This is a genomic window from Streptomyces violaceus (genome assembly GCF_036014075.1).
Taxonomy (GTDB): domain Bacteria; phylum Actinomycetota; class Actinomycetes; order Streptomycetales; family Streptomycetaceae; genus Streptomyces; species Streptomyces violaceus.
This window is the reverse complement of sequence record NZ_CP107911.1, coordinates 6,761,465-6,786,059: the sequence shown is the minus strand read 5'-3', so window position 1 is coordinate 6,786,059 and position 24,595 is coordinate 6,761,465. Positions and strand designations below refer to the sequence as shown.

24 protein-coding genes and 1 tRNA gene are annotated in these 24,595 nt (G+C 70.6%); 10 read left to right on the top strand and 15 right to left on the bottom strand.

Features of this window, described 5'->3' with window-relative positions; genetic code table 11:
- Nucleotides 1-867, top strand: coding sequence for an ABC transporter ATP-binding protein (locus OG542_RS30490; RefSeq protein WP_311125129.1), 867 nt, complete (start codon nt 1-3; stop codon nt 865-867).
- The gene (locus OG542_RS30485) at nt 864-1,580 is read left to right on the top strand and encodes an ABC transporter ATP-binding protein (RefSeq protein ID WP_189728892.1); all 717 of its coding nucleotides are present in this window, start codon (nt 864-866) and stop codon (nt 1,578-1,580) included. Before OG542_RS30490 ends, OG542_RS30485 begins: the two co-directional genes overlap by 4 nt.
- 74 nt (nt 1,581-1,654) lie before the next feature.
- On the opposite strand, the gene OG542_RS30480 is transcribed toward OG542_RS30485, so the two are convergent.
- Nucleotides 1,655-2,311 (bottom strand): ANTAR domain-containing response regulator, encoded by a 657-nt coding sequence (locus tag OG542_RS30480; RefSeq protein ID WP_328337898.1) that lies wholly within the window; start codon nt 2,309-2,311, stop codon nt 1,655-1,657.
- 101 nt (nt 2,312-2,412) lie between these two features.
- On the opposite strand from OG542_RS30480, the gene OG542_RS30475 reads away from it, so the two are divergent.
- Together OG542_RS30475 and OG542_RS30470 are read left to right on the top strand one after the other, a co-directional pair.
- Nucleotides 2,413-2,496, top strand: a tRNA-Leu gene (locus tag OG542_RS30475).
- A gap of 84 nt (nt 2,497-2,580) precedes the next feature.
- Nucleotides 2,581-3,360 carry a helix-turn-helix domain-containing protein gene (locus OG542_RS30470; RefSeq protein ID WP_328414965.1) on the top strand — a complete coding sequence of 260 codons (780 nt, stop codon included), beginning with the start codon at nt 2,581-2,583 and terminating at the stop codon, nt 3,358-3,360.
- Nucleotides 3,361-3,364: 4 nt separating this feature from the next.
- On the opposite strand, the gene pyk is transcribed toward OG542_RS30470, so the two are convergent.
- Together pyk and OG542_RS30460 are read right to left on the bottom strand one after the other, a co-directional pair.
- Nucleotides 3,365-4,801, bottom strand: a complete 1,437-nt coding sequence (pyk, locus tag OG542_RS30465; RefSeq protein ID WP_328414963.1) for a pyruvate kinase — start codon at nt 4,799-4,801, stop codon at nt 3,365-3,367.
- 168 nt (nt 4,802-4,969) lie between these two features.
- A complete protein-coding gene (locus OG542_RS30460) occupies nt 4,970-5,686 on the bottom strand; it encodes an SIMPL domain-containing protein (protein ID WP_328414961.1) in 717 nt (238 codons plus the stop codon).
- 163 nt (nt 5,687-5,849) lie between these two features.
- Here OG542_RS30460 and OG542_RS30455 point away from each other — a divergent pair, with 163 nt between their 5' ends.
- Nucleotides 5,850-7,658, top strand: a complete 1,809-nt coding sequence (locus tag OG542_RS30455) for a bifunctional metallophosphatase/5'-nucleotidase (protein ID WP_328414959.1) — start codon at nt 5,850-5,852, stop codon at nt 7,656-7,658.
- 25 nt (nt 7,659-7,683) lie between these two features.
- On the opposite strand, the gene OG542_RS30450 is transcribed toward OG542_RS30455, so the two are convergent.
- The 7 genes from OG542_RS30450 to OG542_RS30420 all read right to left on the bottom strand — a co-directional run bounded on the left by OG542_RS30450 (nt 7,684) and on the right by OG542_RS30420 (nt 15,682).
- Complete coding sequence (locus OG542_RS30450; RefSeq protein WP_328414958.1) at nt 7,684-9,123, bottom strand: lysine N(6)-hydroxylase/L-ornithine N(5)-oxygenase family protein; 1,440 nt, start codon at nt 9,121-9,123, stop codon at nt 7,684-7,686.
- Nucleotides 9,120-10,529 (bottom strand): pyridoxal phosphate-dependent decarboxylase family protein, encoded by a 1,410-nt coding sequence (locus OG542_RS30445; RefSeq protein WP_328414957.1) that lies wholly within the window; start codon nt 10,527-10,529, stop codon nt 9,120-9,122. The genes OG542_RS30450 and OG542_RS30445 overlap by 4 nt, the downstream gene beginning before the upstream one ends.
- Nucleotides 10,530-10,635: 106 nt before the next feature.
- Nucleotides 10,636-11,469 (bottom strand): NAD(P)H-binding protein, encoded by an 834-nt coding sequence (locus OG542_RS30440; RefSeq protein ID WP_328414956.1) that lies wholly within the window; start codon nt 11,467-11,469, stop codon nt 10,636-10,638.
- Between the two features lie 113 nt (nt 11,470-11,582).
- On the bottom strand, nt 11,583-14,075 hold the full coding sequence (gene pepN / locus OG542_RS30435) for an aminopeptidase N (RefSeq protein ID WP_328414954.1): 2,493 nt from the start codon (nt 14,073-14,075) through the stop codon (nt 11,583-11,585).
- 67 nt (nt 14,076-14,142) lie between these two features.
- The gene (locus OG542_RS30430; protein ID WP_311125138.1) at nt 14,143-14,694 is read right to left on the bottom strand and encodes a response regulator; all 552 of its coding nucleotides are present in this window, start codon (nt 14,692-14,694) and stop codon (nt 14,143-14,145) included.
- A gap of 142 nt (nt 14,695-14,836) precedes the next feature.
- Complete coding sequence (locus tag OG542_RS30425) at nt 14,837-15,187, bottom strand: chorismate mutase (RefSeq protein ID WP_328414952.1); 351 nt, start codon at nt 15,185-15,187, stop codon at nt 14,837-14,839.
- 45 nt (nt 15,188-15,232) lie between these two features.
- Nucleotides 15,233-15,682 (bottom strand): GNAT family N-acetyltransferase, encoded by a 450-nt coding sequence (locus OG542_RS30420; protein ID WP_328414950.1) that lies wholly within the window; start codon nt 15,680-15,682, stop codon nt 15,233-15,235.
- 122 nt (nt 15,683-15,804) lie between these two features.
- On the opposite strand from OG542_RS30420, the gene OG542_RS30415 reads away from it, so the two are divergent.
- On the top strand, nt 15,805-16,689 hold the full coding sequence (locus OG542_RS30415) for a hypothetical protein (RefSeq protein ID WP_261680769.1): 885 nt from the start codon (nt 15,805-15,807) through the stop codon (nt 16,687-16,689).
- 135 nt (nt 16,690-16,824) lie between these two features.
- Here the strand turns inward: OG542_RS30415 and OG542_RS30410 are convergent, their stop codons facing one another.
- Entirely contained in the window at nt 16,825-17,748 is a 924-nt protein-coding gene (locus OG542_RS30410) for an SDR family oxidoreductase (protein WP_328414948.1), read from the bottom strand.
- A 1-nt stretch (nt 17,749) separates the two neighbouring features.
- Nucleotides 17,750-18,490: an SDR family oxidoreductase gene (locus tag OG542_RS30405; RefSeq protein WP_328414946.1), complete on the bottom strand. Its 741-nt coding sequence runs from the start codon at nt 18,488-18,490 to the stop codon at nt 17,750-17,752.
- A gap of 55 nt (nt 18,491-18,545) precedes the next feature.
- Here OG542_RS30405 and OG542_RS30400 point away from each other — a divergent pair, with 55 nt between their 5' ends.
- Genes OG542_RS30400 through OG542_RS30385 form a run of 4 tightly spaced genes read left to right on the top strand, consistent with a single transcriptional unit; the run spans nt 18,546 to nt 21,969 of the window.
- Nucleotides 18,546-19,313, top strand: a complete 768-nt coding sequence (locus OG542_RS30400) for an enoyl-CoA hydratase family protein (protein WP_311125143.1) — start codon at nt 18,546-18,548, stop codon at nt 19,311-19,313.
- Entirely contained in the window at nt 19,314-20,180 is an 867-nt protein-coding gene (locus OG542_RS30395; RefSeq protein ID WP_328414944.1) for a CoA transferase subunit A, read from the top strand.
- Nucleotides 20,177-20,920, top strand: a complete 744-nt coding sequence (locus OG542_RS30390; protein ID WP_328414942.1) for a CoA-transferase subunit beta — start codon at nt 20,177-20,179, stop codon at nt 20,918-20,920. Before OG542_RS30395 ends, OG542_RS30390 begins: the two co-directional genes overlap by 4 nt.
- Entirely contained in the window at nt 20,920-21,969 is a 1,050-nt protein-coding gene (locus OG542_RS30385) for an NAD(P)H-dependent flavin oxidoreductase (protein WP_328418175.1), read from the top strand. Before OG542_RS30390 ends, OG542_RS30385 begins: the two co-directional genes overlap by 1 nt.
- Here OG542_RS30385 and OG542_RS30380 read toward each other — a convergent pair.
- From OG542_RS30380 to OG542_RS30370, 3 genes are read right to left on the bottom strand one after another with little or no spacing between them, the layout of a single operon-like run.
- Nucleotides 21,953-23,110 (bottom strand): acetyl-CoA C-acetyltransferase, encoded by a 1,158-nt coding sequence (locus tag OG542_RS30380; RefSeq protein ID WP_328414940.1) that lies wholly within the window; start codon nt 23,108-23,110, stop codon nt 21,953-21,955. The genes OG542_RS30385 and OG542_RS30380 overlap by 17 nt on opposite strands.
- Nucleotides 23,111-23,133: 23 nt before the next feature.
- On the bottom strand, nt 23,134-23,745 hold the full coding sequence (locus OG542_RS30375) for a TetR/AcrR family transcriptional regulator (protein WP_311125147.1): 612 nt from the start codon (nt 23,743-23,745) through the stop codon (nt 23,134-23,136).
- Between the two features lie 15 nt (nt 23,746-23,760).
- Nucleotides 23,761-24,549, bottom strand: coding sequence for an SDR family oxidoreductase (locus OG542_RS30370; protein ID WP_311125148.1), 789 nt, complete (start codon nt 24,547-24,549; stop codon nt 23,761-23,763).
- Nucleotides 24,550-24,595: the final 46 nt, after the last annotated feature.

Sequence of the window (24,595 nt, the reverse complement as noted above, 5' to 3'; positions counted from 1 at the left end):
ATGACGACACCTGTACTCGAAGCACGCGACGTCACGATGCGCTTCGGCGGACTCACCGCCGTACGCTCCGTCGACTTCACCGTCAACGCCGGCGAGATCGTCGGACTCATCGGCCCCAACGGCGCCGGCAAGACCACCTTCTTCAACTGCCTGACCGGCCTGTACGTCCCCACCGAGGGCACCGTCTCCTACAAGGGCACGGTCCTGCCGCCCAAGCCCCACCTGGTAACGCAGGCCGGCATCGCCCGCACCTTCCAGAACATCCGCCTGTTCGCCAACATGACTGTCCTGGAAAACGTCCTCGTCGGCCGCCACACGCGGACGAAGGAGGGCCTGTGGTCGGCCCTGCTGCGCGGCCCCGGCTTCAAGAAGGCGGAGCGAGACAGCGAGGAACGGGCCATGGAACTCCTGGAGTTCATCGGCCTCTCCCACAAGCGCGACCACCTGGCGCGGAATCTGCCGTACGGCGAACAGCGCAAACTGGAGATCGCGCGGGCGCTGGCCAGCGAACCCGGACTGCTGCTCCTGGACGAGCCGACGGCCGGCATGAACCCCCAGGAGACGCGAGCCACCGAGGAACTGGTCTTCGCCATCCGCGACAAGGGCGTCGCCGTCCTCCTCATCGAGCACGACATGCGCTTCGTCTTCAACCTGTCCGACCGCGTCGCCGTCCTCGTCCAGGGCGAAAAACTCGTCGAGGGCACCTCCGAGGTCGTCCAGGCCGACGAACGCGTCATCGCCGCCTACCTCGGCGAACCCTTCGAAGGCGACCCCGGCGAAGCCGAAGCCGCGGAGGTCGAAGCCGCCGAAGCCGCCGCGGAGGCGGCACCCAGCACCACCAGCAGCACCAAGGGAGAAGCCAAGTGACCGCACTCCTCGAGGTCGAAGACCTCCGGGTCTCCTACGGCAAGATCGAAGCCGTCAAAGGCATCTCCTTCAGCGTCGAAGCCGGCCAGGTCGTCACCCTCATCGGCACCAACGGCGCCGGCAAGACCACGACCCTGCGCACCCTCTCGGGACTGCTGAAGCCGACATCAGGCAAGATCTCCTTCGACGGCAAGCCACTCACCGGCGTCGCCGCCCACAAGATCGTCGCCCTCGGCCTCGCCCACTCCCCCGAAGGCCGGCACATCTTCCCCCGCCTCACCATCGCGGAGAACCTCCAGCTCGGCGCCTTCCTCCGCAAGGACAAGGAAGGCATCGAAAAGGACATCCAGCGCGCCTACGACCTCTTCCCCATCCTGGGCGAACGCCGCAAGCAGGCGGCCGGAACCCTGTCGGGCGGTGAGCAGCAGATGCTCGCCATGGGCCGCGCCCTGATGTCCCAGCCCAAGCTCCTCATGCTCGACGAGCCCTCCATGGGCCTCTCCCCGATCATGATGCAGAAGATCATGGCAACGATCTCGGAACTCAAGTCCCAGGGCACGACGATCCTCCTCGTGGAACAGAACGCCCAGGCCGCCCTCTCCCTGGCCGACCACGGCCACGTCATGGAGGTCGGCAACATCGTCCTCTCCGGCACCGGCCAGGACCTGCTGCACGACGAGTCCGTCCGCAAGGCGTACCTCGGCGAGGACTGACGAAGGCCGGACACACGAAGAGGCCCGCTTCCCCCGGAGGGGACGCGGGCCTCGTTCGTGTCGGATGATCGTGATCAGCCCTTGTTGGCCTTCTTCTCCTCGGCGTCCTCGATGACCGCCTCCGCCACCTGCTGCATCGACATCCGCCGGTCCATCGACGTCTTCTGGATCCACCGGAACGCGTTCGGCTCCGTCAGCCCGTACTCCGTCTGCAGGATCGACTTCGCCCGGTCCACCAGCTTGCGCGTCTCCAGCCGCAGCGTGAGGTCCGCGACCTCCTTCTCCAGCTCCTTCAGCTCCGTGAAGCGCGACACGGCCATCTCGATCGCCGGCACGACATCGCTCTTGCTGAACGGCTTCACCAGGTAGGCCATGGCACCGGCGTCCCGGGCCCGCTCCACGAGGTCGCGCTGCGAGAACGCGGTCAGCATCAGCACCGGAGCGATACTCTCCTCGGCGATCTTCTCGGCCGCGGAGATACCGTCCATCTTCGGCATCTTCACGTCCAGGATCACCAGGTCCGGGCGGTGCTCACGAGCCAGCTCCACGGCCTGCTCACCGTCCCCGGCCTCACCGACGACGGTGTACCCCTCCTCCTCCAGCATCTCCTTGAGATCGAGCCGGATCAGGGCCTCGTCCTCGGCGATGACGACACGGGTCGTCAGCGGAGGCACGTGCGACTTGTCGTCATCGGGCACGTCAACAGGCTGGGGCGACTCGGGGGCGCTCACGTGGGCTCCTTGGTACGGGGCAGGCCGGTCTGCTCCCCAGAGCGTACCTAGCAGCAAGGGCACGGGGTGAACCGGTACACTGCTGGTCGGTCCCCAGACCTGCCCGGTTGGAGGAACTGGTCAGACTCGCGGCACTCAAAATGCCGTGCCCTTTGGGCATGTGGGTTCGAATCCCACACCGGGCACAACATCAAAAGCGGAGGATCACGTTCGCGTGGTCCTCCGCTTTTTGCTGCACGCAGTCACGATCAGTGGCGCAGAGTTACCCCATGGAGCAGCACAGCCCTTCGATTCGAGCTCAAGCCGTCGCACTGATGCGCCAGGGCGTACCGAACCGCACAGTCGCGGAGCGCCTAAACGTCCCGCGAGGCACTGTCGGCTGGTGGCGTAGCGAAGACCGCAGAGCGCGCGGCGAGACCTACGAGCAACCGACCGACTGCCCCCGGTGCACAGGCCGCGAGTTCGACCAGGTCGCATACGCCTACCTGCTCGGGCTCTACCTCGGCGACGGCCACATCATCTCGAAGCGCAAGCAGCACCACCTGTCCGTCTTCTGCAATGCCATGCAGACCGGCCTGATCTCTGCCGCCGAAGACGCCATGCGCAAGGTGATGCCATTGCCCAGCGTCAAGCAGCGCTACAAGCCCGGCTGTGTCGAGGTGAAGTCGTACACGAAGCACTGGACCTGCATGTTCCCTCAGCACGGCCCCGGCAAGAAGCATGAGCGCCGGATCGTCCTCGAACCCTGGCAGCAGGAAATCGTCGACGCCCACCCCTGGCAGTTCATCCGCGGGCTCATCCACTCCGACGGCTGCCGCGTCACCAACTGGACGACCCGCCTGGTCGCCGGTGAGCGCAAGCGCTACGAGTATCCCCGGTACTTCTTCACCAACGTGTCCGATGACATCCGGCGGCTCTACACCGACACCCTGGACAAGCTCGGCGTCGAGTGGACGCACTGCACCCGCAACGGCAACCCGTTCAACATCTCTGTCGCCCGCAAGGCCTCCGTAGCCCTCATGGACACCCACGTAGGCCCCAAGTACTGACGCCCTACTTCGGGCTGTCGTCCTCGCCGATGTGGTGGACGCGGACCAGGTTCGTCGAGCCGGAGACTCCGGGAGGGGAGCCTGCTGTGATGACGACCGTGTCGCCCTTCCGGCAGCGGCCGTACTTCAGGAGCAGTTCGTCGACCTGGTCGACCATCGCGTCAGTGGAGTCCGCGTACGGGCCGAGGAACGTCTCGACACCCCACGTCAGGCTGAGCTGGGAGCGCGTCGCCTGGTCGGGGGTGAAGGCCAGGAGGGGGATGGGCGAGCGGTAGCGGGAGAGGCGGCGGGCGGTGTCGCCGGATTGGGTGAAGGCGACCAGGAAGCGGGCGCCGAGGAAGTCGCCCATTTCGGCTGCGGCTCGGGCGACCGCTCCGCTCTGGGTTCGGGGTTTGTTGTGTTCGGTGAGCGGTGGGAGGCCTTTCGCCAGGATGTCTTCCTCCGCCGCTTCGACGATGCGGGCCATCGTGTGGACCGTTTCGATCGCGTGTTTGCCGACGCTTGTCTCGCCGGACAGCATCACGGCGTCGGTGCCGTCGATGACGGCGTTGGCGACGTCGGAGGCTTCCGCGCGTGTGGGGCGGGCGTTGTCGATCATCGAGTCGAGCATTTGGGTGGCGACGATGACGGGTTTGGCGTTGCGCTTGGCCAGTTTGATCGCGCGCTTTTGGACGATGGGTACCTGTTCGAGTGGCATTTCGACGCCGAGGTCTCCGCGCGCGATCATGATGGCGTCGAATGCCGCGACGATTTCTTCGATGTTCTCGACGGCCTGGGGTTTTTCGATCTTGGCGATGACGGGGAGGCGGCGGTTTTCCTCGTCCATGATGCGGTGGACGTCCTGGATGTCGCGGCCGGTGCGGACGAAGGAGAGGGCGATGACGTCGGCGCCGGTGCGCAGGGCCCAGCGGAGGTCGTCCTCGTCCTTTTTGGAGAGGGCGGGGACGGAGACGGCGACGCCTGGGAGGTTGAGGCCTTTGTGGTCGGAGATGACGCCGCCCTCGATGACCGTGGTGTGGACGCGGGGGCCGTCGATGTCGGTGACCTCGAGGCAGACTTTGCCGTCGTCGACGAGGATGCGTTCGCCGGGGGTGACGTCGGTGGCGAGGCCGGCGTAGGTGGTTCCGCAGGTGTTGCGGTCGCCTTCGATGCCTTCTTCGACGGTGATGGTGAAGGTGTCGCCGCGTTCGAGGAGTACGGGGCCTTCGGTGAAGTGGCCGAGCCGGATTTTCGGGCCTTGAAGGTCGGCGAGGATGCCGACGCTGCGGCCGGTTTCGTCGGCGGCCTTCCGTACCCGGTGGTAGCGCTCCTCGTGCTCGGCGTGGCTGCCGTGGCTGAGGTTGAATCGGGCGACGTCCATTCCGGCGTCGACCAGGTCTTTGATCTGGTCGTACGAGTCGGTGGCGGGGCCCAGTGTGCAGACGATCTTTGCTCGGCGCATAAGGGTGAGCCTATGAGTTACCGACCGGTAGAGAATTGGTCGTGAGTGTCTACTCAACAGACTTTGAATGAAGCGCTGTGGCCAAGTGTTTAATTGTGCGGCGGGGTGCTCCGATGAGCATTGAGAGGTCTCGGTCGCGCTTTCGAAATCGCCCTGCGGAAAGGCCGGCTAGAGCCGTGGCGGCACCATCGTGAAGCGGGCGTTGATCTGGGCGTGGACCCGTTGGCGTTGGGGTTCGAGGTCGAGGGGGGCCGCCGTGGTGTCCTCGGCGGCGCCGTAGGCCGCGGAGCGCATGCGGCCGGGGGCCTGGGGGTGGGGCGGCGTGGTGTTCTCGGCGCCGATGTCGGCGAGTTCGACGAGGGCGGAGAGGGTGGTGTCGAGTGCTTCGGCGTACTCGCGGGCGCGTTGGACGGCTTCTCGTACGGCCTTCTTCCTGGCCTCGCGGTGGGCGGGTGAGTCGGGGCGCAGGGCCCACCAGGGGCCGTCGACGCGGGTGAGTTCGAGGTCGGCGAGGCGGGTGGTGAGTTCGCCGAGGGCGGTGAAGTCGGTGAGTTCGGCGGTGACGTGGACGCGGCCGTGGTAGGTGCGGATGCGTTCGCCGCGACCGTGTTTGGTGAGTTCGGGCGTGATGGAGAAGGCGCCGGTCTCCAGGCGTTCGACGGCGTCGCCGTAGGTCTTGACCAGGTCGAGGACGCCTGCGTTGCGGCGGGTGAGGTCGTCGAGGGCGCTGCGGCGGTCGCGGCCGCGGGCTGCGACGGTGATGCCGATGCGGGCGATCTCGGGGTCGACTTCGAGGCGGGCTTCGCCGCGGACGGCGATGCGGGGGGCGTCGGGTGTGCCGTAGGGGACTGCGGGCTGGGTGGCGTCTCCGGTGGGCGCGGTCATACGCCCCACTCTGTCATGTGTTGGCTGGCTGGAGGCGTGGAGTTGGCGGGCTGAGTCATCAGATCGCAACCTGCCGGGGCTGTTGCGGTCGGTCATGAACGGGTCAGAATCTACGCGCGTTATCTACGCGCGTCGTTCACAGATTCCGCAAGGGGAGCCAGACATGCCGTTGAACCGCCGGAAGTTCCTGGGGAAGTCCGCTGTGACCGGGGCGGGGGTGGCGCTGGCCGGTGCGGTCACGGCGCCGGGTGCTCAGGCGGCCGAGGGGCGGGGTGAGGCGAAGCGGGGCGTGAAGCGGTACGCGTTCACCGTGATGGGGACGACGGACCTGCATGGCAACGTCTTCAACTGGGACTACTTCACGGACAAGGAGTTCGACGACAAGGACCACAACGACATCGGTCTGGCGAAGATCTCCACCCTGGTGAACCGGGTCCGTGAGGAGAAGGGCCGCCGCAATACGCTGCTCATCGACGCGGGCGACACGATCCAGGGCACGCAGCTGTCGTACTACTACGCCAAGGTCGACCCGATCACCGCCGAGGGCGGCCCGGTGCATCCGATGGCGCAGGCGATGAACGCGATGGACTACGACGCGGCGGCGCTCGGCAACCACGAGTTCAACTACGGCATTCCGGTGCTGCGGAAGTTCGAGCAGCAGTGCCGTTTTCCGCTGCTGGGCGCGAACGCGCTGGATGCCAAGACGCTGCGGCCGGCTTTCGCGCCGTACAGCATGCACCGGCTGCGCACGCCGTTCGGGCGGGATGTGAAGGTGGCGGTGCTGGGTCTGACCAACCCGGGGATCGCAATCTGGGACAAGGCGAACGTGCAGGGGAAGATGACGTTCCCTGGTCTGGAGGAGCAGGCGGCGAAGTGGGTGCCGAGGCTGCGGTCGATGGGTGCGGACGTCGTCATCGTGTCGGCGCACAGCGGTTCGTCGGGGACGTCGTCCTACGGTGACCAGCTGCCGTACATCGAGAACGCGGCGGGTCTGGTGGCGGAGCAGGTGCCGGGGATCGACGCGATCCTGGTGGGGCACGCGCACACGGAGATCGCCGAGTACTTCGTCACCAACAAGAAGACCGGTAAGCAGGTTGTGCTGTCCGAGCCGCTGAAGTGGGGGCAGCGGCTGACGCTGTTCGACTTCGAGCTGGTCTGGGCGAAGGGCTGCTGGAAGGTCGAGAAGGTGGGCGCGAAGGTCCTCAACTCCAACACGGTGGAGGAGGATCCGAAGATCACGAAGCTGCTCGTCGACGAGCACGAGAAGGTCGTGGCGTACGTCAACCAGGTCATCGGCACGAACGCGGCGGAGATGACGTCGGCCGAGGCGCCGTACAAGGACGTGCCGATCATCGACCTGATCAACCACATTCAGGCGGACACGGTGAGGCAGGCGCTGGCGGGCACGGAGCACGCGTCGCTGCCGGTGCTGTCGCAGGCGGCGTGCTTCTCGCGCAGTGCCCGGATCCCGGCGGGCGAGGTGACGATCCGGGACGTGGCGGGTCTGTACGTCTTCGAGAACACGCTGGAGGCGCGTCTGATGACGGGTGCGCAGATGAAGGCGTATCTGGAGTTCTCGGCGAACTACTTCGTGCAGACGGCGCCGGGCGCGCAGGTGGATCCGGCGAAGCTGACGAACGCGAACGGCACGCCGGACTACAACTACGACGTGGTGAGCGGGCTGGCCTATGAGATCGACATCGCGAAGCCGGCCGGTTCGCGGGTGACGAATGTGCGGTTCGAGGGGCAGCCGCTCGCGGACGACGCGAAGTTCGTGTTCGCGGTGAACAACTACCGGGCCAACGGCGGCGGGAACTTCCCGCATGTCGCTGCCTCGCGGCTGTTGTGGTCGAACTCGGACGAGATCCGCAACACCATGATCGCCTGGGTGAAGGCGAAGGGGGCCGTCGACCCGGCCGAGTTCGCGGTGGTGGACTGGAAGCTCACGCGGAACGGCACGCCCGTCTTCTGAGTGCTGTTCGTTCCCGGGGGCCGCGTCACCTTCGGTCCACGAGTGGGGTCAGCGCCGGTGCCTCACGGGCCGGCGGGACCTGCTGCCGCTGTGTGAGGCCGAAGGTGGTGAAGGCGGTGCGGCTCGGGAGGGCGTATGCCTCCCTGCCCGTCAGGGAGTTGAGGATGATCGCGCTGCGCCAGGCGGCGAGGCCGAGGTCGGGGGCGCCGACGCCGTGGGTGTGGGTCTCGGCGTTCTGGACGTACACCGTGCCGGTGACGGACGGGTCGAGGACGAGGCGGTAGTCCTCGTCGATGCGCGGGCGCTCCTGGCTGTCGCGGCGCAGGTAGGGGTCGAGGCCGGCGAGGACGCGGTCGAGGGGGCGTTCGCGGTAGCCGGTGGCGAGGACGACGGCGTCGGTGGTGAGTCGGGAGCGGCTGTCCTGCCGGCCGTGCTCCAGGTGCAGTTCCACTTTGGTCGTGGCGACGCGGCCCGCGGTGCGGACGTGGACGCCGGGGGTGAGGACGGCGTCGGGCCAGCCGCCGTGCAGGGTGCGCCGGTAGAGCTCGTCGTGGATGGCGGCGATGGTGGTGGCGTCGATGCCCTTGTGCAGTTGCCACTGGCCGGCGACGAGCCGGTCGCGGGTGGTCTCGGGCAGGGCGTGGAAGTAGCGGGTGTGGTCGGGGGTGAAGTGTTCCAGGCCGAGCTTGGAGTACTCCATGGGTGCGAAGGCCTCCGTGCGGCCCAGCCAGTGCAGTTTCTCCTGGCCGGCCGGTCTGTTGCGCAGCAGGTCGAGGAAGATCTCGGCGCCGGACTGTCCGATGCCGACGACCGTGACGTGTTCGGCGGCCTGGAGGGCGGCGCGGTGGTCGAGGTAGTCGGCGGAGTGCACGACCGGGACGCCGGGTGCCTGGGCGAGGGGCTTGAGGGGTTCGGGGATGTGGGGCTCGGTGCCGATGCCGAGGACGACGTTGCGGGTGTAGGTGCGGCCGAGGGCCTCGGCTTCTCCGTCGGTGTCGAGCTGGGTGAAGTCGACCTCGAAGAGGTCGCGTTCGGGGTTCCAGCGGACGGCGTCGACCTGGTGGCCGACGTGGAGGTCCGGGAGGTTCTCGCCGACCCAGCGGCAGTAGGCGTCGTACTCGGCGCGCTGGATGTGGAAGCGCTCGGCGAAGTAGAAGGGGAAGAGCCGCTCGCGGGACCTGAGGTAGTTGAGGAAGGTCCAGGGGCTGGTGGGGTCGGCGAGGCTGACCAGGTCGGCGAGGAAGGGGACCTGGATGGTCGCGCCCTCGATGAGGAGGCCGGAGTGCCAGCCGAAGGCGGGGCGCTGTTCGTAGAAGGCGGTGTCGAGGTCGCCGAGCGGGTGGGCGAGGGCTGCGAGGGAGAGGTTGGCGGGGCCGATGCCGATGCCGACGAGGTCGCGGGGTGCGTCGGGCTCGTGGTGGGGGTGGGTTGTCGGGGTGGGTTCGGGGGTGGGCGTGGGGTTCATCGGGGGGTGTGTCCTTCCACGAGTGTGGCTCGGCGCGCTGCCACGAGGTGCAGCAGGGCGGCCAGGTCGTCGGGCCCGGTGGCGGGGTTGAGGAGGGTGGCCTTGAGCCAGAGCCGGCCGTCGAGGCGGGTTCGGCCGAGGACGGCACGGCCGTCGGTGAGGAGCGCGCGGCGTACCGCGGCCACGGTGTCGTCGGTGGCGCCCGCGGGCCGGAACAGCACGGTGCTGATGACGGGTGGGGCGTGGAGTGCGAAGCCGGGGTGGTCGTGGACGAGGGCGGCGAACTCCCGGGCCCGGGCGCAGACCTGGTCGACGAGCGTGCCGAGGCCGCTGCGGCCGAGGGTCTTGAGGGTGACGGCGAGCTTGAGGACGTCGGGGCGGCGGGTGGTGCGCAGGGACCGGCCGAGCAGGTCCGGGAGGCCGGCTTCGGTGTCGTCGGCGGCGTTGAGGTAGTCGGCGCGCTGCCGCAGGGTGGTGAGGTCGCGGGGGTCCTTGACGGCGAGGAGGCCTGCGGCGATCGGCTGCCAGCCGAGTTTGTGCAGGTCGAGGGTGACGGTGTCGGCGGCGTCGAGCCCGGTGAGCTCGGCGCGGTGCCGGGTGCTGAACAGGAGGCCTCCGCCGTAGGCGGCGTCGATGTGCAGCCGGGCGCCGTGGGCCGCGCAGCGGGCGGCGATCTCGGGCAGCGGGTCGATGAGGCCGGCGTCGGTGGTGCCGGCGGTGGCGGCGACGAGGAGCGGGCCGGGCAGGCGGGTGAGGGTCTCGTCGAGCGCGGTGGGATCGAGTGTGCCGGCCGGGGCGGGTACGACGGCGGGTTCGGGCAGCCCGAGCAGCCAGGCGGCCCGCGCGAGCGAGTGGTGGGCGTTGGCTCCGCACACGAGCCGCACGGACCCTCCGTACACCTCGCGGGCGAGGAGGAGGGCGAGCTGGTTGGACTCGGTGCCGCCGGTGGTGATGAGGGAGTCGGGGGTTTCGGTCGCAGCACGCTGCCCGTCACCGTAGATCTCCCTGGCCAGCGCCCCCGCTACCAGCATCTCCAGTTCCGACGCCGCCGGTGCCTGGTCCCAGGAGTCCAGGGAGGGGTTGAGGGCGGAGGCGGCGAGGTCGGCGGCTGTGGCGATGGCCAGGGGCGGGCAGTGGAGGTGGGCGGCGCACAGGGGGTGTGCCGGGTCGGCGGCGCCCTCGGCGAACGCGTGGACCAGGGAGCGCAGGGCGTGCTGGTCTCCCTGGTCGGGGAGGACCTCCCCCACCGCCTCCCGTACGCGCGCCGCGACCGTCTCCGGCCCACCCGCCGGCAGTGGCCCGCCGCGCGCCCGGGCGCCGGAGTCCAGTGCTTCGAGCACGGTGTCGAGCAGGGGCCGCAGGGCGTGCGGGGCTTCGGGACCTGAGGCGAGGGGCGGCGTGCTCATGGGCGTTCCTCCGGGGCGCGGGGCGACGCGCCCCGGAATGCCCAACGACCGGACCCGGGTGGAGGTACTTCCGTGCGGGGAATCCTGTGGGGGTCCGGGCCCCGCCTCAGCCCTTGAAGTCGTCCGTGTGGTCCTGGGCCCAGGCCGCGAAGGGGCGGGCCGGACGGCCGGTGGTCTCCCGTACCGTGTCGGTGATTTCCGGGGGTGTGCCGACCGAAGCGGCGAACGTCTTCAGCAGGGCGGGGAGCATGTGCGGCTGGATGTGCGGGAAGAGTTCGGGTCCTGCCTCGTCGGGTGACAGCTCGGTGAAGCGCAGCTCGCGGCCGAGGGCCCGGCCGATCGCCGCGACCTGCCCGGCGTTGGTGATGGCCTCCGGTCCGGTGAGGCGGTGGGCGGCGCCGTCGTGGCCGTCGTCGAAGAGGGCGCGTTCGGCGACGGCGGCGATGTCGTCCTCGTGGATCGGGGCGGTCTGTCCTTCGGCGAAGACACCGCGGACGGTGTCGCCGGTGCGGATCTGCGGGGCCCACTGGAAGGCGTTGGCGGCGAACGCGTTGGGACGCAGGAAGGTCCATGTCAGGCCGCTGTCGCGGACGTCCCGCTCGGCGGTGGCGTGCATGACGTGGATGGGGTGGTTCTCGTCGGCGCCGGAGTCGATGATCCCGGAGGACAGCAGGATTACGTGACGTACTCCGGCGGCACGGGCCGCCGCCAGGAGGCGGGGTGTGTGGTCGCCGCCTGCCTGAGCGTACAGGAACAGCTTGGTCGCGCCCTCGAACAGGGTGGCCGGCTCGTCGAGGCTGAGTCGTACCGCCTCGGCGCCGGCGGGCAGGCGGGCGCGTCGCGGGTCGCGGGTGAGCGCCCGCACGGGCCGCCCGGCGGCGACGAGGCGTTCGACCAGGGCACGGCCGACGTTTCCGGTGGGACCGGTCACTGCGATCACGAAGGGCTCCTCGGGCTTGATCGTCCTTGCCTGCCTGAGGCTAGGAAAGGCGGCCGGCCCGCCGCATCGGCGAAAGGGACCAGCCGCCCCGCCCGCGCCCTACGTCGCCGGTCCTAGATCTCCTTGCCCTGCCGCACCCGCAACGCCCTTGCCAGGTCGTCCAGTTGGTCGACGAGCTTGCGGCGCAGCGCCGGGATCGGTCCGGCGTCGCGCAGGCACTGCTCGCCCAGGCGGAGGTTCTCCGCGTCGACGGCGTGGGCGGGGAAGGCCCAGTGGCCCGCGGCGTCGGCGATGGCGGGGCCGCGTCGGGCGGCGACGTCGACCGCGTCGGCGTAGTAGCGCGGCACGTACGTGCGTACCAGGTCGGCCTGTTCGGGCTGCCAGAAGCCCCGGGCGGTGGCGGTGAAGAGGTAGTTGGACAGGTCGTCGGAGCCGAACATCGCCTGCCAGGCGCGGGCCTTGGCGTCCGGGTCAGGCAGCGCGGCCCGGCAGCGTGCGGCGCCCTCCTGGCCGGTGGCGCTCGGGTCGCGTTCCAGTTCGGCGGCGATGGCCGCCTCGTCGGTGGCGCCGAGGACGGCGAGCCGGGCGAGGACGCGCCAGCGCAGTTCGGGGTCGAGCTCCGGGCCGCCGGGGACGGTTCCGTCGGCGAGCCAGGCGGCGATGGTGTCGGGGTGTGCGGCGACGTCGATGCGGTGGCGTACGGCGATCAGGCGCAGGCCGGGGTTGTCGCCGTCCTCGGTGCGGCGGATGAGGTCGCGGCACAGGTCGGAGAGGGTGGCGAGCGCGGCGGGCCGCTCCTCGGGGGTGAGGTAGTGGTCGGCGATGTACCTGGACGCGAAGGCGAGTACGCCCTGGACGACGGCGAGGTCCGTCTCGAGCGGGAGATGGGCCCGGGCGGTCTCCAGGTAGGCGGCGGGCGCCAGTTCGCCGTCGCGGACGGCGTCGCGCAGGGCGTTCCAGACGACCGCGCGGGTGAGCGGTTCGGGCAGGCCGGACAGCTCCTTGCGGATGGTCTCGAAGGACTCGGGGTCGAAGCGGACCTTGGCGTAGGTCAGGTCGCCGTCGTTGAGGAGGAGCAGGGCCGGGCGCTTGCCGATGGGGTGGGCGCCGTTCCGCGGCAGGTCCAGGTGGAGGCGTTCGCGCAGGACGAGGTGCCCGCCGTCGTCGCCGAGGTCCCGGTCGTACAGGCCGACGGCGATGTGGTGGGGGCGGCTGCCGGCGTGGTCGACGGTGAGGGCGCAGGTGCCGTTCTCGCCGGGGGCGACCTGGGGGGTGAGGGTGTCGACGCCGGTGGTGCGCAGCCAGGCGTCGGCCCAGGCGTGGACGTCGCGTTCGGTGGCGCCGGCGAGGGAGTCGATGAAGTCGGCGAGGGTGGCGTTGGCGAACTTGTGCCGGGCGAAGTGGGTGTTGATGCCGGCGAGGAAGTCCTTGTCGCCGAGCCAGGCGACCAGTTGCCGCAGTACGCTCGCGCCCTTGGCGTAGGAGATGCCGTCGAAGTTGAGCAGCGCGGAGGCGGTGTCGTCGACGGCCTCGGGGGCGACGGGGTGGGTGGAGGGGCGCTGGTCGGCGTCGTAGCCCCAGGACTTGCGGGTGACCCCGAAGTCGGTCCAGGTGTCATGGAAGCGGGTGGCTTCGGTGAGGGTCTGGTAGCCCATGTACTCGGCGAAGGACTCGTTCAGCCAGATGTCGTCCCACCACTTGAGGGTGACGAGGTCGCCGAACCACATGTGGGCCATCTCGTGGGCGATGACCATGGCGCGGGTCTGCCGCTCGGTGTCGGTGACGGCGGAGCGGTAGACGAACTCGTCGCGGAAGGTGACCAGGCCGGGGTTCTCCATGGCGCCCGCGTTGAACTCGGGGACGAAGGCCTGGTCGTAGGAGTCGAAGGGGTAGGGCTCGTCGAACTTCTCGTGGTAGCGGTCGTAGCACGCGTGCGTGATGTCGAAGAGTTCTTCGGCGTCAGCGTCCAGGTGGGGGGCGAGGGAGCGGCGGCAGTGGAGGCCGAAGGGCAGGCCGCGGTGCTCGGTGCGCACGGAGTGCCAGGGGCCGGCGGCGACGGCGACGAGGTAGGTGGGGATCAGCGGTGTGGGTGCCGCCTTCCATACGCCTTCGGCCTGTTGGGTGATGCCGTTGGCGAGGACGGTCCAGCCCTCGGGGGCCTGGACGGACAGCTCGAAGACGGCCTTGAGGTCGGGCTGGTCGAAGGCGGCGAAGACGCGCTGGACGTCGTCCATGAACAGCTGGGTGTAGACGTACGTCTCGCCGTCGGTGGGGTCGGTGAAGCGGTGCATGCCCTCGCCGGTGCGGGAGTAGCGCATGTGCGCGTGCACGCGCAGCTCGTGCTCGCCGGCGGTGAGGTTCTTCAGGGGGAGCCGGTTGCCGTCCAGGGCTTCCGGGTCCAGGGGGTGTCCGTCGAGGGTGACGGAGCGCAGCTCGTCCGGCCTGACCTCGACGAAGCTGTCTCCGTCGGTGCGGGCGCTGAACCTGATCAGGGTGCGGGAGTCGAAGGTCTCGTCGCCGGTGGTCAGGTCGAGTTCGATCGTGTAGCGGTGCACGTCGAGGAGCTCTGCTCGGGTCTGCGCTTCGTCGCGCGTCAGTACGGACATGCGTGACATGCTGCCTGATGGCACTGGCAACGCACAGAGGCGGATCGGTACGTGCCCAATGTCCGGTCTAGGTGCGGTCTTTTTCTAGCTCCCCGGCGTGCGCCCCCATGGGTCGCTGGGTCGGTACGCGCGCGTCGGGATGTGGCAGGGCGGGGCGCGTGGGGTGCGCGACGGCTTCGGTGTGCTCCCGTACGAGGGCGCGCAGCCGGCGCACTTCCCGCTCCAGGGCGAGGTGCCGCTGCTGGGCGTCGTAGAGGTAGCGGACCTTGGTGCGCAGGATCCAGGGGTCCACGGGCTTCATGACGAGGTCGGCGACGCCCAGCCGGAAGGCGGCGGTGGTCAGTTCGTGGTCGGCGCCGAAGCCGGTGAGCAGGACCACGGGGATGGACTGGGTCTGTTCGACGCGCCGCATGTAGCGCACCACTTCGAGGCCGCTGACGCCGGGCATGCGCACGTCGAGCAGCAGCAGGCCCACCTGGCCGCGGAGCACCTGCTTGAGCGCCTCGTCGCCGCTGGTGGCCCGGCCGAGCAGGTAGCCCAGCGGGGCCAGGGCGCTCTCCAGTGCGTACAGCGTGTCCTCGTGGTCGTCGACGATGAGGATCCTGGTATCCGACGGCATGGCCCGACGCCCCTCCCTCGTGGAGGACCAGAGTAAGTCCGGGACACTGACGCGCAGTGCTCGTCAGCTGACATGCTGTGCACAGCGCAGCATGCCCCGCGCGGGCCGCCGTGTCACTCCCCTGGAGGGCGGTCGTCGGAGGTCAGTTGCCGCCGGGCGCGGAGCCGTTGAGTGTCTCGTCGGCGATGCGCTCGTGGTGGCGGATGACCTCGCCGACGATGAAGTTCAGGAACTTCTCGGCGAAGGCCGGGTCCAGTTTGGCGTTCTCGGCGAGCGTGCGCAGCCGGGCGATCTGGCGGGACTCGCGGGCCGGGTCGGCGGGCGGCAGCTGGTGCCTGGCCTTGAGGTGGCCGACCTGCTGGGTGCACTTGAAGCGCTCGGCGAGCATGTGGACGACGGCCGCGTCGATGTTGTCGATGCTGTCGCGCAGCCGTGAGAGCTCCTCGCGGACGGCGGCGTCCACGTCACCGGTGCCGGTGTTGCTGGTGGTCATGGGGCGTCAGCCTACGGGGAGGGGGCCGGGCTGCCGCACGTCGTCTCACACCTCGGCCGCGCTGAGCCGCTTGTGGAAGTGGACGTCCTCGTGTCCGCCGGGCACGCCCTGGATACGGGCCCTTTCCCGGTAGCCGAGCCGTGGGTAGAAGCCGGGCGCCTGGAAGCTGTACGTGGAGACGATCATGTCGGTGCAGCCGCGCCGGATCGCCTCGGTCTCCGCCGCGCGCATCAGCCGGCTGCCCCAGCCGGCGTGCCGCTGGTCCTCCCGCACCCAGAGCATGTCGACGGAGCACAGGGTGCCCCAGGTCCAGGCGGTGAGTCCGCCGATCAGGGCGCCTGTCGCGTCGGTGACGCGGACGGAGAGGGGCTCGGTGGTGGCGCCGTCGGCGGCGGCGGTGTTGAAGGCGGTGAGCTCCTCGTCGAGCCGCGTTTCGAGGTCGTCGTCCTGGCCGCCCACCCGGAGCGCGGCGACGGTGCGCTGTTCGCTGGTCACGGCGCGGATTCTGCCAGCGGGGCCCGGGCGGGACGACCGGTTTTCGCGGCGGTGGCGCGGCCCCGAGGCCGTCACACTTTCGTACAGTGGAACCGGGTTCAGGGGCGTCTTGGGGGTGAGGCGTGGCGAACGACGGGCCGGTCGAGCACGGCTACCCGCATCTGGAGACGGTGCGGGCCGCCATCACGGCGTTGTACAGGCGTCTGTCGTACGACACGATCCAGACGTTCGCGACCAGCGTGGTCCCCGCCGATGTGGCGTTCTGCGACACCGACGACCTGCATCTGGGGGCGCAGCGGGTGGCGCACGAGCTGGTGCGGCACTACCGGCTTCCGGACGCCCGGATGATCGTGAGCTTCCGGGAGATGCGGCACGCGGCGAACGTCGAGCTCGCGGCCGGGCCGGAGTACTTCGTGGAGCTGAACGACCGGTTCCGTACGCATCGGCGGGACATCGGGGCGGCCCTCGCCCACGAGGTGATGCATGTGTACCTGCACCGCCTGGACCTGTCCTTCCCCGGCGTCCGGGACAACGAGATCCTGACGGACACGGCGACGACGTACCTGGGGGCGGGCTGGCTGCTGCTGGACGCGTTCCGGGAGGACGGGGCGTCGTCGCAGAAGCTGGGCTATCTGACGCCGGAGGAGTTCGGGTACGTGCTGGCCAAGCGGGCGCTGGTCTTCGGGGAGGATCCGTCGGTGTGGTTCACCAGTGCTCAGGCGTACACGGCGTATGTGAAGGGGATGGAGCTGGCCCGGCGCGATGAGCAGCAGCCGCCGCTGACCGCGGCGGGGTGGGCGGGGCGGCGGCGGTACGCCCGGGACCGGCGGCATGCGTCTTCCGGGCCGCAGTCGGGCGTGCGGTACGCGTTCACTCCCGACGGGGGCGGTCGGTTGCGGGTTTCTTTTCCCTGTCCGACCTGTCATCAGCGGATCAGGGTGCCGGTGCGGGGGCGGGTTCGGGCGCGGTGTGCGTTGTGCAGGAGCGTGTTGGAGTGCGACACGTAGGTTTGCGCGGGGGGTGTGTGCTGGGGGGCTCCGCCCCCCAGACCCCCTACCTATGCTCCCGCCGCCCGAATCGGTTGGGCAAGAGGAACTCTCGCCAGGCCCGAAGCACCCGAGCAAGAGGCGCTCTCGCGTCCCCTAGGCCCCGTAGACGGCCCCTGGCGCCCCGGCCTCCGCCAGCAGCTTCCGTGCCGCCTCCCCCGCCTCCGCCGGCTCCCATCGCCCGCCCTTGTCCGCGGTCGGCCCCGGCCTCCACCCCTCCATCACCGTGATCCGGCCGCCCTCCGCCTCGAAGACCCGGCCCGTCACCCCCGCGCTCGCCGCCGAGCCCAGCCAGACGACCAGGGGGGAGACGTTCTCCGGGGCCATCGTGTCGAAGCCCGCGTCGGGTGCCGCCATGGTGTCGGCGAAGGTGCGCTCCGTCATCCGGGTCCGGGCGGCGGGGGCGATCGCGTTGACCTGGACGCCGTAGCGGTGCAGTTCGGCCGCGGCGACCAGCGTCAGGGCGACGATCCCGGCCTTCGCGGCGCTGTAGTTGCCCTGTCCGACGGAGCCCAGCAGGCCGGCGCCGCTGCTGGTGTTGACGATGCGGGCCTCGGGCCGGCGGCCCGCCTTGGCCTCGGCCCGCCAGTGCGCGGCCGCGTGCCGCAGGGGCAGGAAGTGGCCCTTGAGGTGGACGCGTACGACGGCGTCGAAGTCGTCCTCGTCGAGGTTGACCAGCATCCGGTCGCGCAGGAAGCCCGCGTTGTTGACGAGCGTGTCGAGCCGGCCGTAGGCCTCCAGGGCCGTCCGGATCAGCGAGGCGGCGCCCTCGGTCGTGGCGATGTCGCCGCCGTGCGGCACCGCCTCGCCGCCCGCCGCGCGGATCTCCTCGGCGACCCGGGCGGCCGGGCTGCCGGGGCCGGGTGCGCCGTCGGCTCCGGGGGTGCCGTCGAGGCCGACGCCGAGGTCGTTGACGACGAGCCGCGCGCCTTCGGCGGCGAACGCGAGGGCGTGCGCGCGGCCGAGCCCCCGCCCGGCGCCGGTGACGACGACGACCCGTCCGTCGCAGAGTGCGCTCATCTCACAGCTCCTTGTTCGCGGTCGCGGAGTCCAGGAAGGCGGGGCGCTCCCCGCCCCCGTGGACGAGCAGGCTCGCCCCGCTGATGTAGGCGGCCGCGTCGGAGGCGAGGAACACCGCGGCCGCGCCGATGTCGGACGGCTCGGCGAGACGGCCGAGCGGGACGGTGCGGGAGACGGCGGCGATGCCGTCCCGGTCGCCGTAGTGGAGGTGGGACAGTTCGGTGCGGACCATGCCCACGACGAGGGTGTTGACCCGGATGTCGGGCGCCCACTCCACGGCCATCGAGCGGGCGAGGCTCTCCAGGCCCGCCTTGGCGGCACCGTAGGCGGCGGTGCCGGGCGAGGGGCGGCCCCCGCTGACACTGCCGATCATGACGATCGAGCCCTTGGCGCGCCGCAGGTGGTCGTACGCGGCGAGGGACACGGTCAGGGGAGCCACCAGGTTGAGCTCCACCACGCGCGCGTGCCGCTCGGCGTCGGCCGCGGTGAGCAGCCGGTGCGGTGCGCCGCCCGCGTTGTTGACCAGGACGTCCATCCGGGGCAGGTCGGCGAAGACGCGGTGGACCGCCTCGGGGTCACGGACGTCCAGCGGCACGAACTCGGTCCCGGGCCGCGGTACTTCCGGGGCCCGGCGCGCGCAGACCACGACCTGGGCACCCGCCCGTACCAGGGCACGCGCGATGCCGGCACCGACGCCCCGGGTGCCGCCCGTGACGACGGCGACCTTCCCGTCCAGCTCCATGCGCTGCTACCTTTCCACCTAACAAACGTTTGGTGGAAAGGTAGCTGATGCGGCCATGGGTGTCTCCACCTCGTTCCCGGAAAAAGGCCTCGACGCGGGAAAAGCCATCGCCGTCGTCACGGTCGACTTCCCGCCGGTGAACGCCCTGCCGGTGGCCGGCTGGTTCGCCCTGGCCGACGCGGTGCGCGCAGCGGGACGCGACCCGGAGGTGCGGTGCGTGGTGCTGGCGGCCGAGGGGCGCGGGTTCAACGCGGGCGTGGACATCAAGGAGATACAGCGGGACGGGAACGGCGCGCTGATCGGCGCCAACCGCGCCTGCGCGGAGGCCTTCGCGGCGGTGTACGAGTGCGCGGTGCCGGTCGTGGCGGCGGTGCGGGGCTTCTGCCTGGGCGGCGGTATCGGCCTGGTGGGGAACGCGGACGCGATCGTGGCGAGCGAGGACGCGGTGTTCGGACTGCCCGAGCTGGACCGGGGCGCCCTGGGCGCGGCCACGCATCTGGCGCGGCTGGTCCCGCAGCACCTGATGCGCGCCCTGTACTACACCTCGCGCACGGCGAGCGCGGCCGAGCTGCACGCGCACGGCTCGGTGTGGCGGGTCGTGCCGCGCGAGGAACTGCCGGCCGCCGCGATGGAGCTGGCGCGCGAGATCGCGGCGAAGGACGGGCGGCTGCTGCGCCTGGCCAAGGCCGCCATCAACGGCATCGATCCGGTCGACGTGCGCCGCAGCTACCGCTTCGAGCAGGGCTTCACCTTCGAGGCGGGCCTCAGCGGGGTGGCCGACCGGGTGCGGGCCGGCTTCGGGAAGGAGAAGGAGGGTGCGTAGGTGAGCGACAAGACGATGACCGCCGACGAGGTCGTCTGCCGTCTGCACAGCGGCATGACCCTCGGCATCGGCGGCTGGGGCTCGCGCCGCAAGCCGATGGCCCTGGTGAGAGCACTGCTCCGGTCCGGGATCACCGATCTGACCGTCGTCTCGTACGGCGGCCCGGACGTGGGCATGCTGGCCGCCGCCGGGCGCGTCCGGAGGCTGATCACGGCCTTCGTCACCCTCGACTCGATCCCCCTGGAGCCGCACTACCGCGCGGCCCGGGAGCGGGGCGCCTTCGAACTGACGGAGGTCGACGAGGCGATGTTCATGTGGGGGCTGCACGCCGCGGCGAACCGGCTGCCGTTCCTGCCGGTGCGGGCCGGGCTCGGTTCGGACGTGATGCGGGTCAACCCCGGTCTGCGGACGGTGACTTCGCCGTACGAGGACGGGGAGACGTTCGTCGCGATGCCCGCCCTGCGGCTCGACGCGGCTCTGGTGCACTTGAGCCGCGCCGACCGGCTGGGCAACGGCCAGTACCTGGGCCCCGACCCCTACTTCGACGACCTGTTCTGCGAGGCGGCCGACACGGCGTACGTCAGCTGCGAACGGATCGTCGACACGGCCGAGTTGACGAAGGCGGCGGCACCGCAGACCTTGCTGGTCAAACGGCACCGGGTGACCGGCGTCGTCGAGGCCCCGAACGGGGCGCACTTCACGTCCTGCGCGCCCGACTACGGCCGGGACGAGGCCTTCCAGAAGACCTACGCGACCACTCCCTGGCCGGAGTTCGCGGCCAGGTTCCTCGCCGGGGACGAGCAGGCGTACCGGTCGGCCGTCGAGGACGAGCGGGCCTGCCGGCCGGCCGTCGAGGAGGGGACATGACGGGGGCCGGGCGCGCCGATCACCGCGTGATCACTCGCGCCGAGTACTGCGTGATCGCGTGCGCCGATGCCTGGCGGGACGACGGCGAGGTGCTCGCCAGTCCCATGGGGCTGATCCCCTCCGTCGGTGCCCGGCTCGCCCGGCTCACCTTCGCGCCGGACCTGCTGCTGACCGACGGCGAGGCGCTGCTCGTCCGCCCGGACGGGACGGCGGAGGGCTGGCTGCCGTACCGGCAGCACCTGGCCTGGGTCACGGGCGGCCGGCGGCACGTGATGATGGGCGCGAGCCAGATCGACCGGTTCGGCAACCAGAACATCTCCTGCATCGGCGACTGGGAGCGGCCGAGACGGCAGCTTCTCGGGGTGCGCGGCGCACCGGTCAACACCCTCAACAACCCGACCAGTTACTGGATCCCGAGGCACTCCCGGCGGGTCTTCGTCGAGCGGGTCGACATGGTCTGCGGCGTCGGGTACGACCGTGCGGCCGGGGCGCGGCACCACCGCATCCCACGGGTCGTGTCCGACCTGGGCGTCTTCGACTTCGCCACCCCCGACCGCTCGATGCGGCTGGCCTCGCTGCACCCGGGGGTCACGGTGGAGGAGGTCAGGGAGGCGACGGGCTTCGAGCTGACCGTCCCGGACGTGGTGCCGCCGACGCGTGAACCGACCGCTGAGGAGCTGCGGCTGATCCGCGAGGTCGTCGACCCGGCCGGCACCCGTGCCCGGGAGGTCGCCTCGTGATGGAGACGGCGCTGACCCGGCTGACCGGTGTCCGCCATCCCGTCGTGCAGACCGGGATGGGCTGGGTGGCGGGCCCGCGCCTGGTCTCCGCGACGGCGAACGCGGGCGCCCTCGGCATCCTGGCCTCCGCGACGATGACGCTCGACCAGTTGCGCGCGGCCGTACGGGAGGTCGGGGCCCGTACCGACGCGCCGTTCGGGGTGAACCTGCGGGCCGACGCGGCGGACGCGGGCGACCGCGTCCGGATCCTGGTCGAGGAGGGCGTCCGTGTCGCCTCCTTCGCCCTGGCCCCCTCCCGGGAGCTGATCGGCGAGCTCAAGGAGGCCGGGGTGGTCGTCATGCCGACCGTGGGGGCGCGGCGGCACGCCGAGAAGGTGGCGGCGTGGGGCGCGGACGCGGTGCTCGTGCAGGGCACGGAGGGCGGCGGGCACACCGGCGAGGTGGCCACGACGGTGCTGCTGCCGCAGGTGGTCGACGCCGTGGACATACCGGTCGTGGCGGCGGGCGGGTTCTTCGACGGACGCGGGCTGGTCGCGGCCATCGCCTACGGGGCGGCGGGTGTGGCGATGGGGACGCGGTTCCTGCTCACCTCGGACTCGACCGTGCCGGACGCGGTGAAGGCGCGGTATCTGGCGGCGACCGTACGGGACGTCACGGTCACCAGGGCCGTGGACGGACTGCCGCACCGCATGCTGCGGACGGACCTGGTCGACGCGCTGGAGCGCTCCGGCCGGGTGCGGGGTGCCCTCCAGGCGGTCCGCAGGGCGGCGGGCTACCGGAAGCTGTCCGGCACGAGCTGGCGCCGCATGCTCCGGGACGGCCGTGCGCTCAAGCACGGCAAGGACCTGACCTGGAGCCAGGTCCTGCTGGCCGCGAACACACCGATGCTGCTCAGGGCATCCATGGTGGACGGCCGTACGGATCTGGGGGTGATGGCGTCCGGGCAGGTCGCCGGGGTGATCGGCGACCTGCCCTCCTGCGCGGAACTGGTGGAACGGATGGTGAAGGAGGCCGAGGACACCTGCCGGCGTCTCACAGCCTCTCGATGATCGTCACATTGGCCTGTCCGCCGCCCTCGCACATGGTCTGCAGGCCGAACCGGCCGCCGGTGCGCTCCAGTTCGTGCAGCAGGGTGGTCATCAGCTTCACGCCCGTGGCGCCGAGCGGATGGCCCAGGGCGATGGCACCGCCGTTGACGTTGACCTTGTCCGGGTCCGCTCCGGTCTCCTTCAGCCAGGCCAGGACGACCGGGGCGAAGGCCTCGTTGATCTCGACGAGGTCGATGGCGTCGATGGCCATGCCGGTCTTCTTCAGGGCGTGGGCGGTCGCCGGGATCGGGGCGGTGAGCATCCGGATCGGGTCCTCGCCGCGCACCGAGAGATGGTGCACACGTGCGCGTGGGGTGAGGCCGTGGTCGCGCACCGCCCGCTCGGAGGCCAGCAGCATCGCCGCCGCCCCGTCGGAGACCTGCGAGGAGCAGGCGGCGGTGATCGTGCCGCCGTCGAGGACCGGCTTGAGCCCGGCCATCTTCTCCAGGGAGGTGTCCCGGCGCGGGCCCTCGTCGGTCGTCACCTCCCCGTACGGCACGGTCTCGCGGTCGAAGCGGCCCTCGTCGATCGCCCGGGCCGCGCGCTGATGGGAGCGCAGGGCGAACTCCTCCTGGTCCCGCCGGCTGATCCCCCACTTGGCGGCGATCATCTCGGCGCCCACGAACTGGTTCACGGGCTTGTCCCCGTACCGCGCCCGCCAGCCCGCGCTGCCGGCGAACGGCCCCTGGGTCAGCCCCAGGGGTTCGGCGGCCTGCCGGGTGGCGAACGCGATGGGGATCATCGACATGTTCTGCACACCGCCGGCGACGACCAGGTCCTGCGTGCCGGACAGCACGGCCTGCGCCGCGAAGTGCACGGCCTGCTGCGAGGAGCCGCACTGCCGGTCGACGGTCACGCCCGGCACCTCCTCGGGCAGCCCGGCCGCCAGCCAGCAGGTCCGCGCGATGTCCCCGGCCTGCGGCCCCACGGTGTCCAGACAGCCGAGGACGACGTCCTCCACGGCGTCCGGGTCGACGCCCGAGCGGCGCATCAGCTCCCCCAGCGCGTGCGCGCCGAGGTCGGCGGGATGGACCGCGCTCAGTCCTCCCCCGCGCCGCCCGACGGGCGTGCGGACCGCTTCGACGATGTAGGCCTCGGCCATGACAACTCCCTCACAGATAAGGGCTATTCGCGTACGGCGATCCCGTCCAGCACCATCGACAGGTACTGCCGGGCGATCTCCTCCGGGCTGTGCTGTCCGCCCGGGCGGTACCAGGACGCGGCGACCCAGACCGTGTCGCGCACGAACCGGTAGGTGAGCCGGACGTCGAGGTCGGCGCGGAAGGCCCGCTCGGCGACGCCGCGCTCCAGGGTGGACAGCCACGCCTTCTCGAATCTGCGCTGCGACTCGGCCAGGAACGCGAACCGCTCCTGCGCCACGAGCTGCTTGCTCTCCTTCTGGTAGATCGCGACGGCCGCGCGATGCCGGTCGATCTCCCGGAACGACTCGGTGACCAGGGCCTGAAGCGTCTCGCGCGGGCCGAGCCCGGCGCCCAGTACGGCGTCGTAGCCGTCCCACAGCTCGTCGAGGAAGGTCCGCAGGATCTCCTCCAGCATCGACTCCTTGGAGTCGAAGTGGTAGTAGAGGCTGCCCGCGAGCATGCCCGCGTGGTCCGCGATCTTGCGGACGGTGGTGGCGTTGTAGCCCTGCTCGGCGAAGACCTCGGCGGCGGTGCCGAGGAGTTCGCTGCGCCGGGCGGGGACGGTCACCTGGGGTTTCTTCTTCGTAGGAGGCACAGGTCCATTGTCGTCCTAGGCATGCCGGCTGCTGACGGACACCACTTCTCCCGTCATGTACGAGGAGTAGCCGGACGCGAGGAACACGATCACGTTGGCCACCTCCCAGGGCTCGGCGTACCGCCCGTAGGCCTCGTGTGCGGTCAGTTCGGCGAGCAGCTCGGGGGTGGTCACCTTCACGAGGTGGGGATGCATGGCGAGGCTGGGTGCCACCGCGTTGACCCGCACCCCGTAGTCGGCCGCCTCGATGGCCGCGCAGCGGGTCAGCGCCATCACGCCGGCCTTCGCGGCGGCGTAGTGGGCCTGTCCGGCCTGGGCGCGCCAGCCGACGACCGAGGCGTTGTTGACGATCACGCCGCCACGGGTGTCCTTCATATGACGGAGCGCGGCCCGCACACACCGGAACGTGCCGTTCAGCGTGACGTCCAGGACGCGGGACCACTGGTCGTCGGTCATGTCGACGAGATGCGCGGTGCCGCCAAGCCCGGCGTTGTTGACCACGACGTCGAGGCGCCCGTGTTCCCGCGCGGCCGTCTCGAAGAGCGTGCGCACCTGCGTCTCGTCGGTGACGTCGCAGGGCACGGCGGTGACTGAGGCCTCCCCGAACTCGGCGGCCAGCTCCGCCTCGTGTTCCTTGAGCCGCCGCCCGTGCGCGTCGCTGATCAGCACGCGTGCGCCCTCCTCCAGGAGGCGCCGCGCCGTGGCCCCGCCGATCCCCGCGCCGGCTGCCGCGGTGACGACAGCGGTCCGGCCCGTCAGCAGGCCGTGACCGGGCACGTACGACGGACTCTCGACGTCTGTCATGGGCTCACGCTAACCTACCAAACACTTGTTAGGGAAGGAGAGCGGT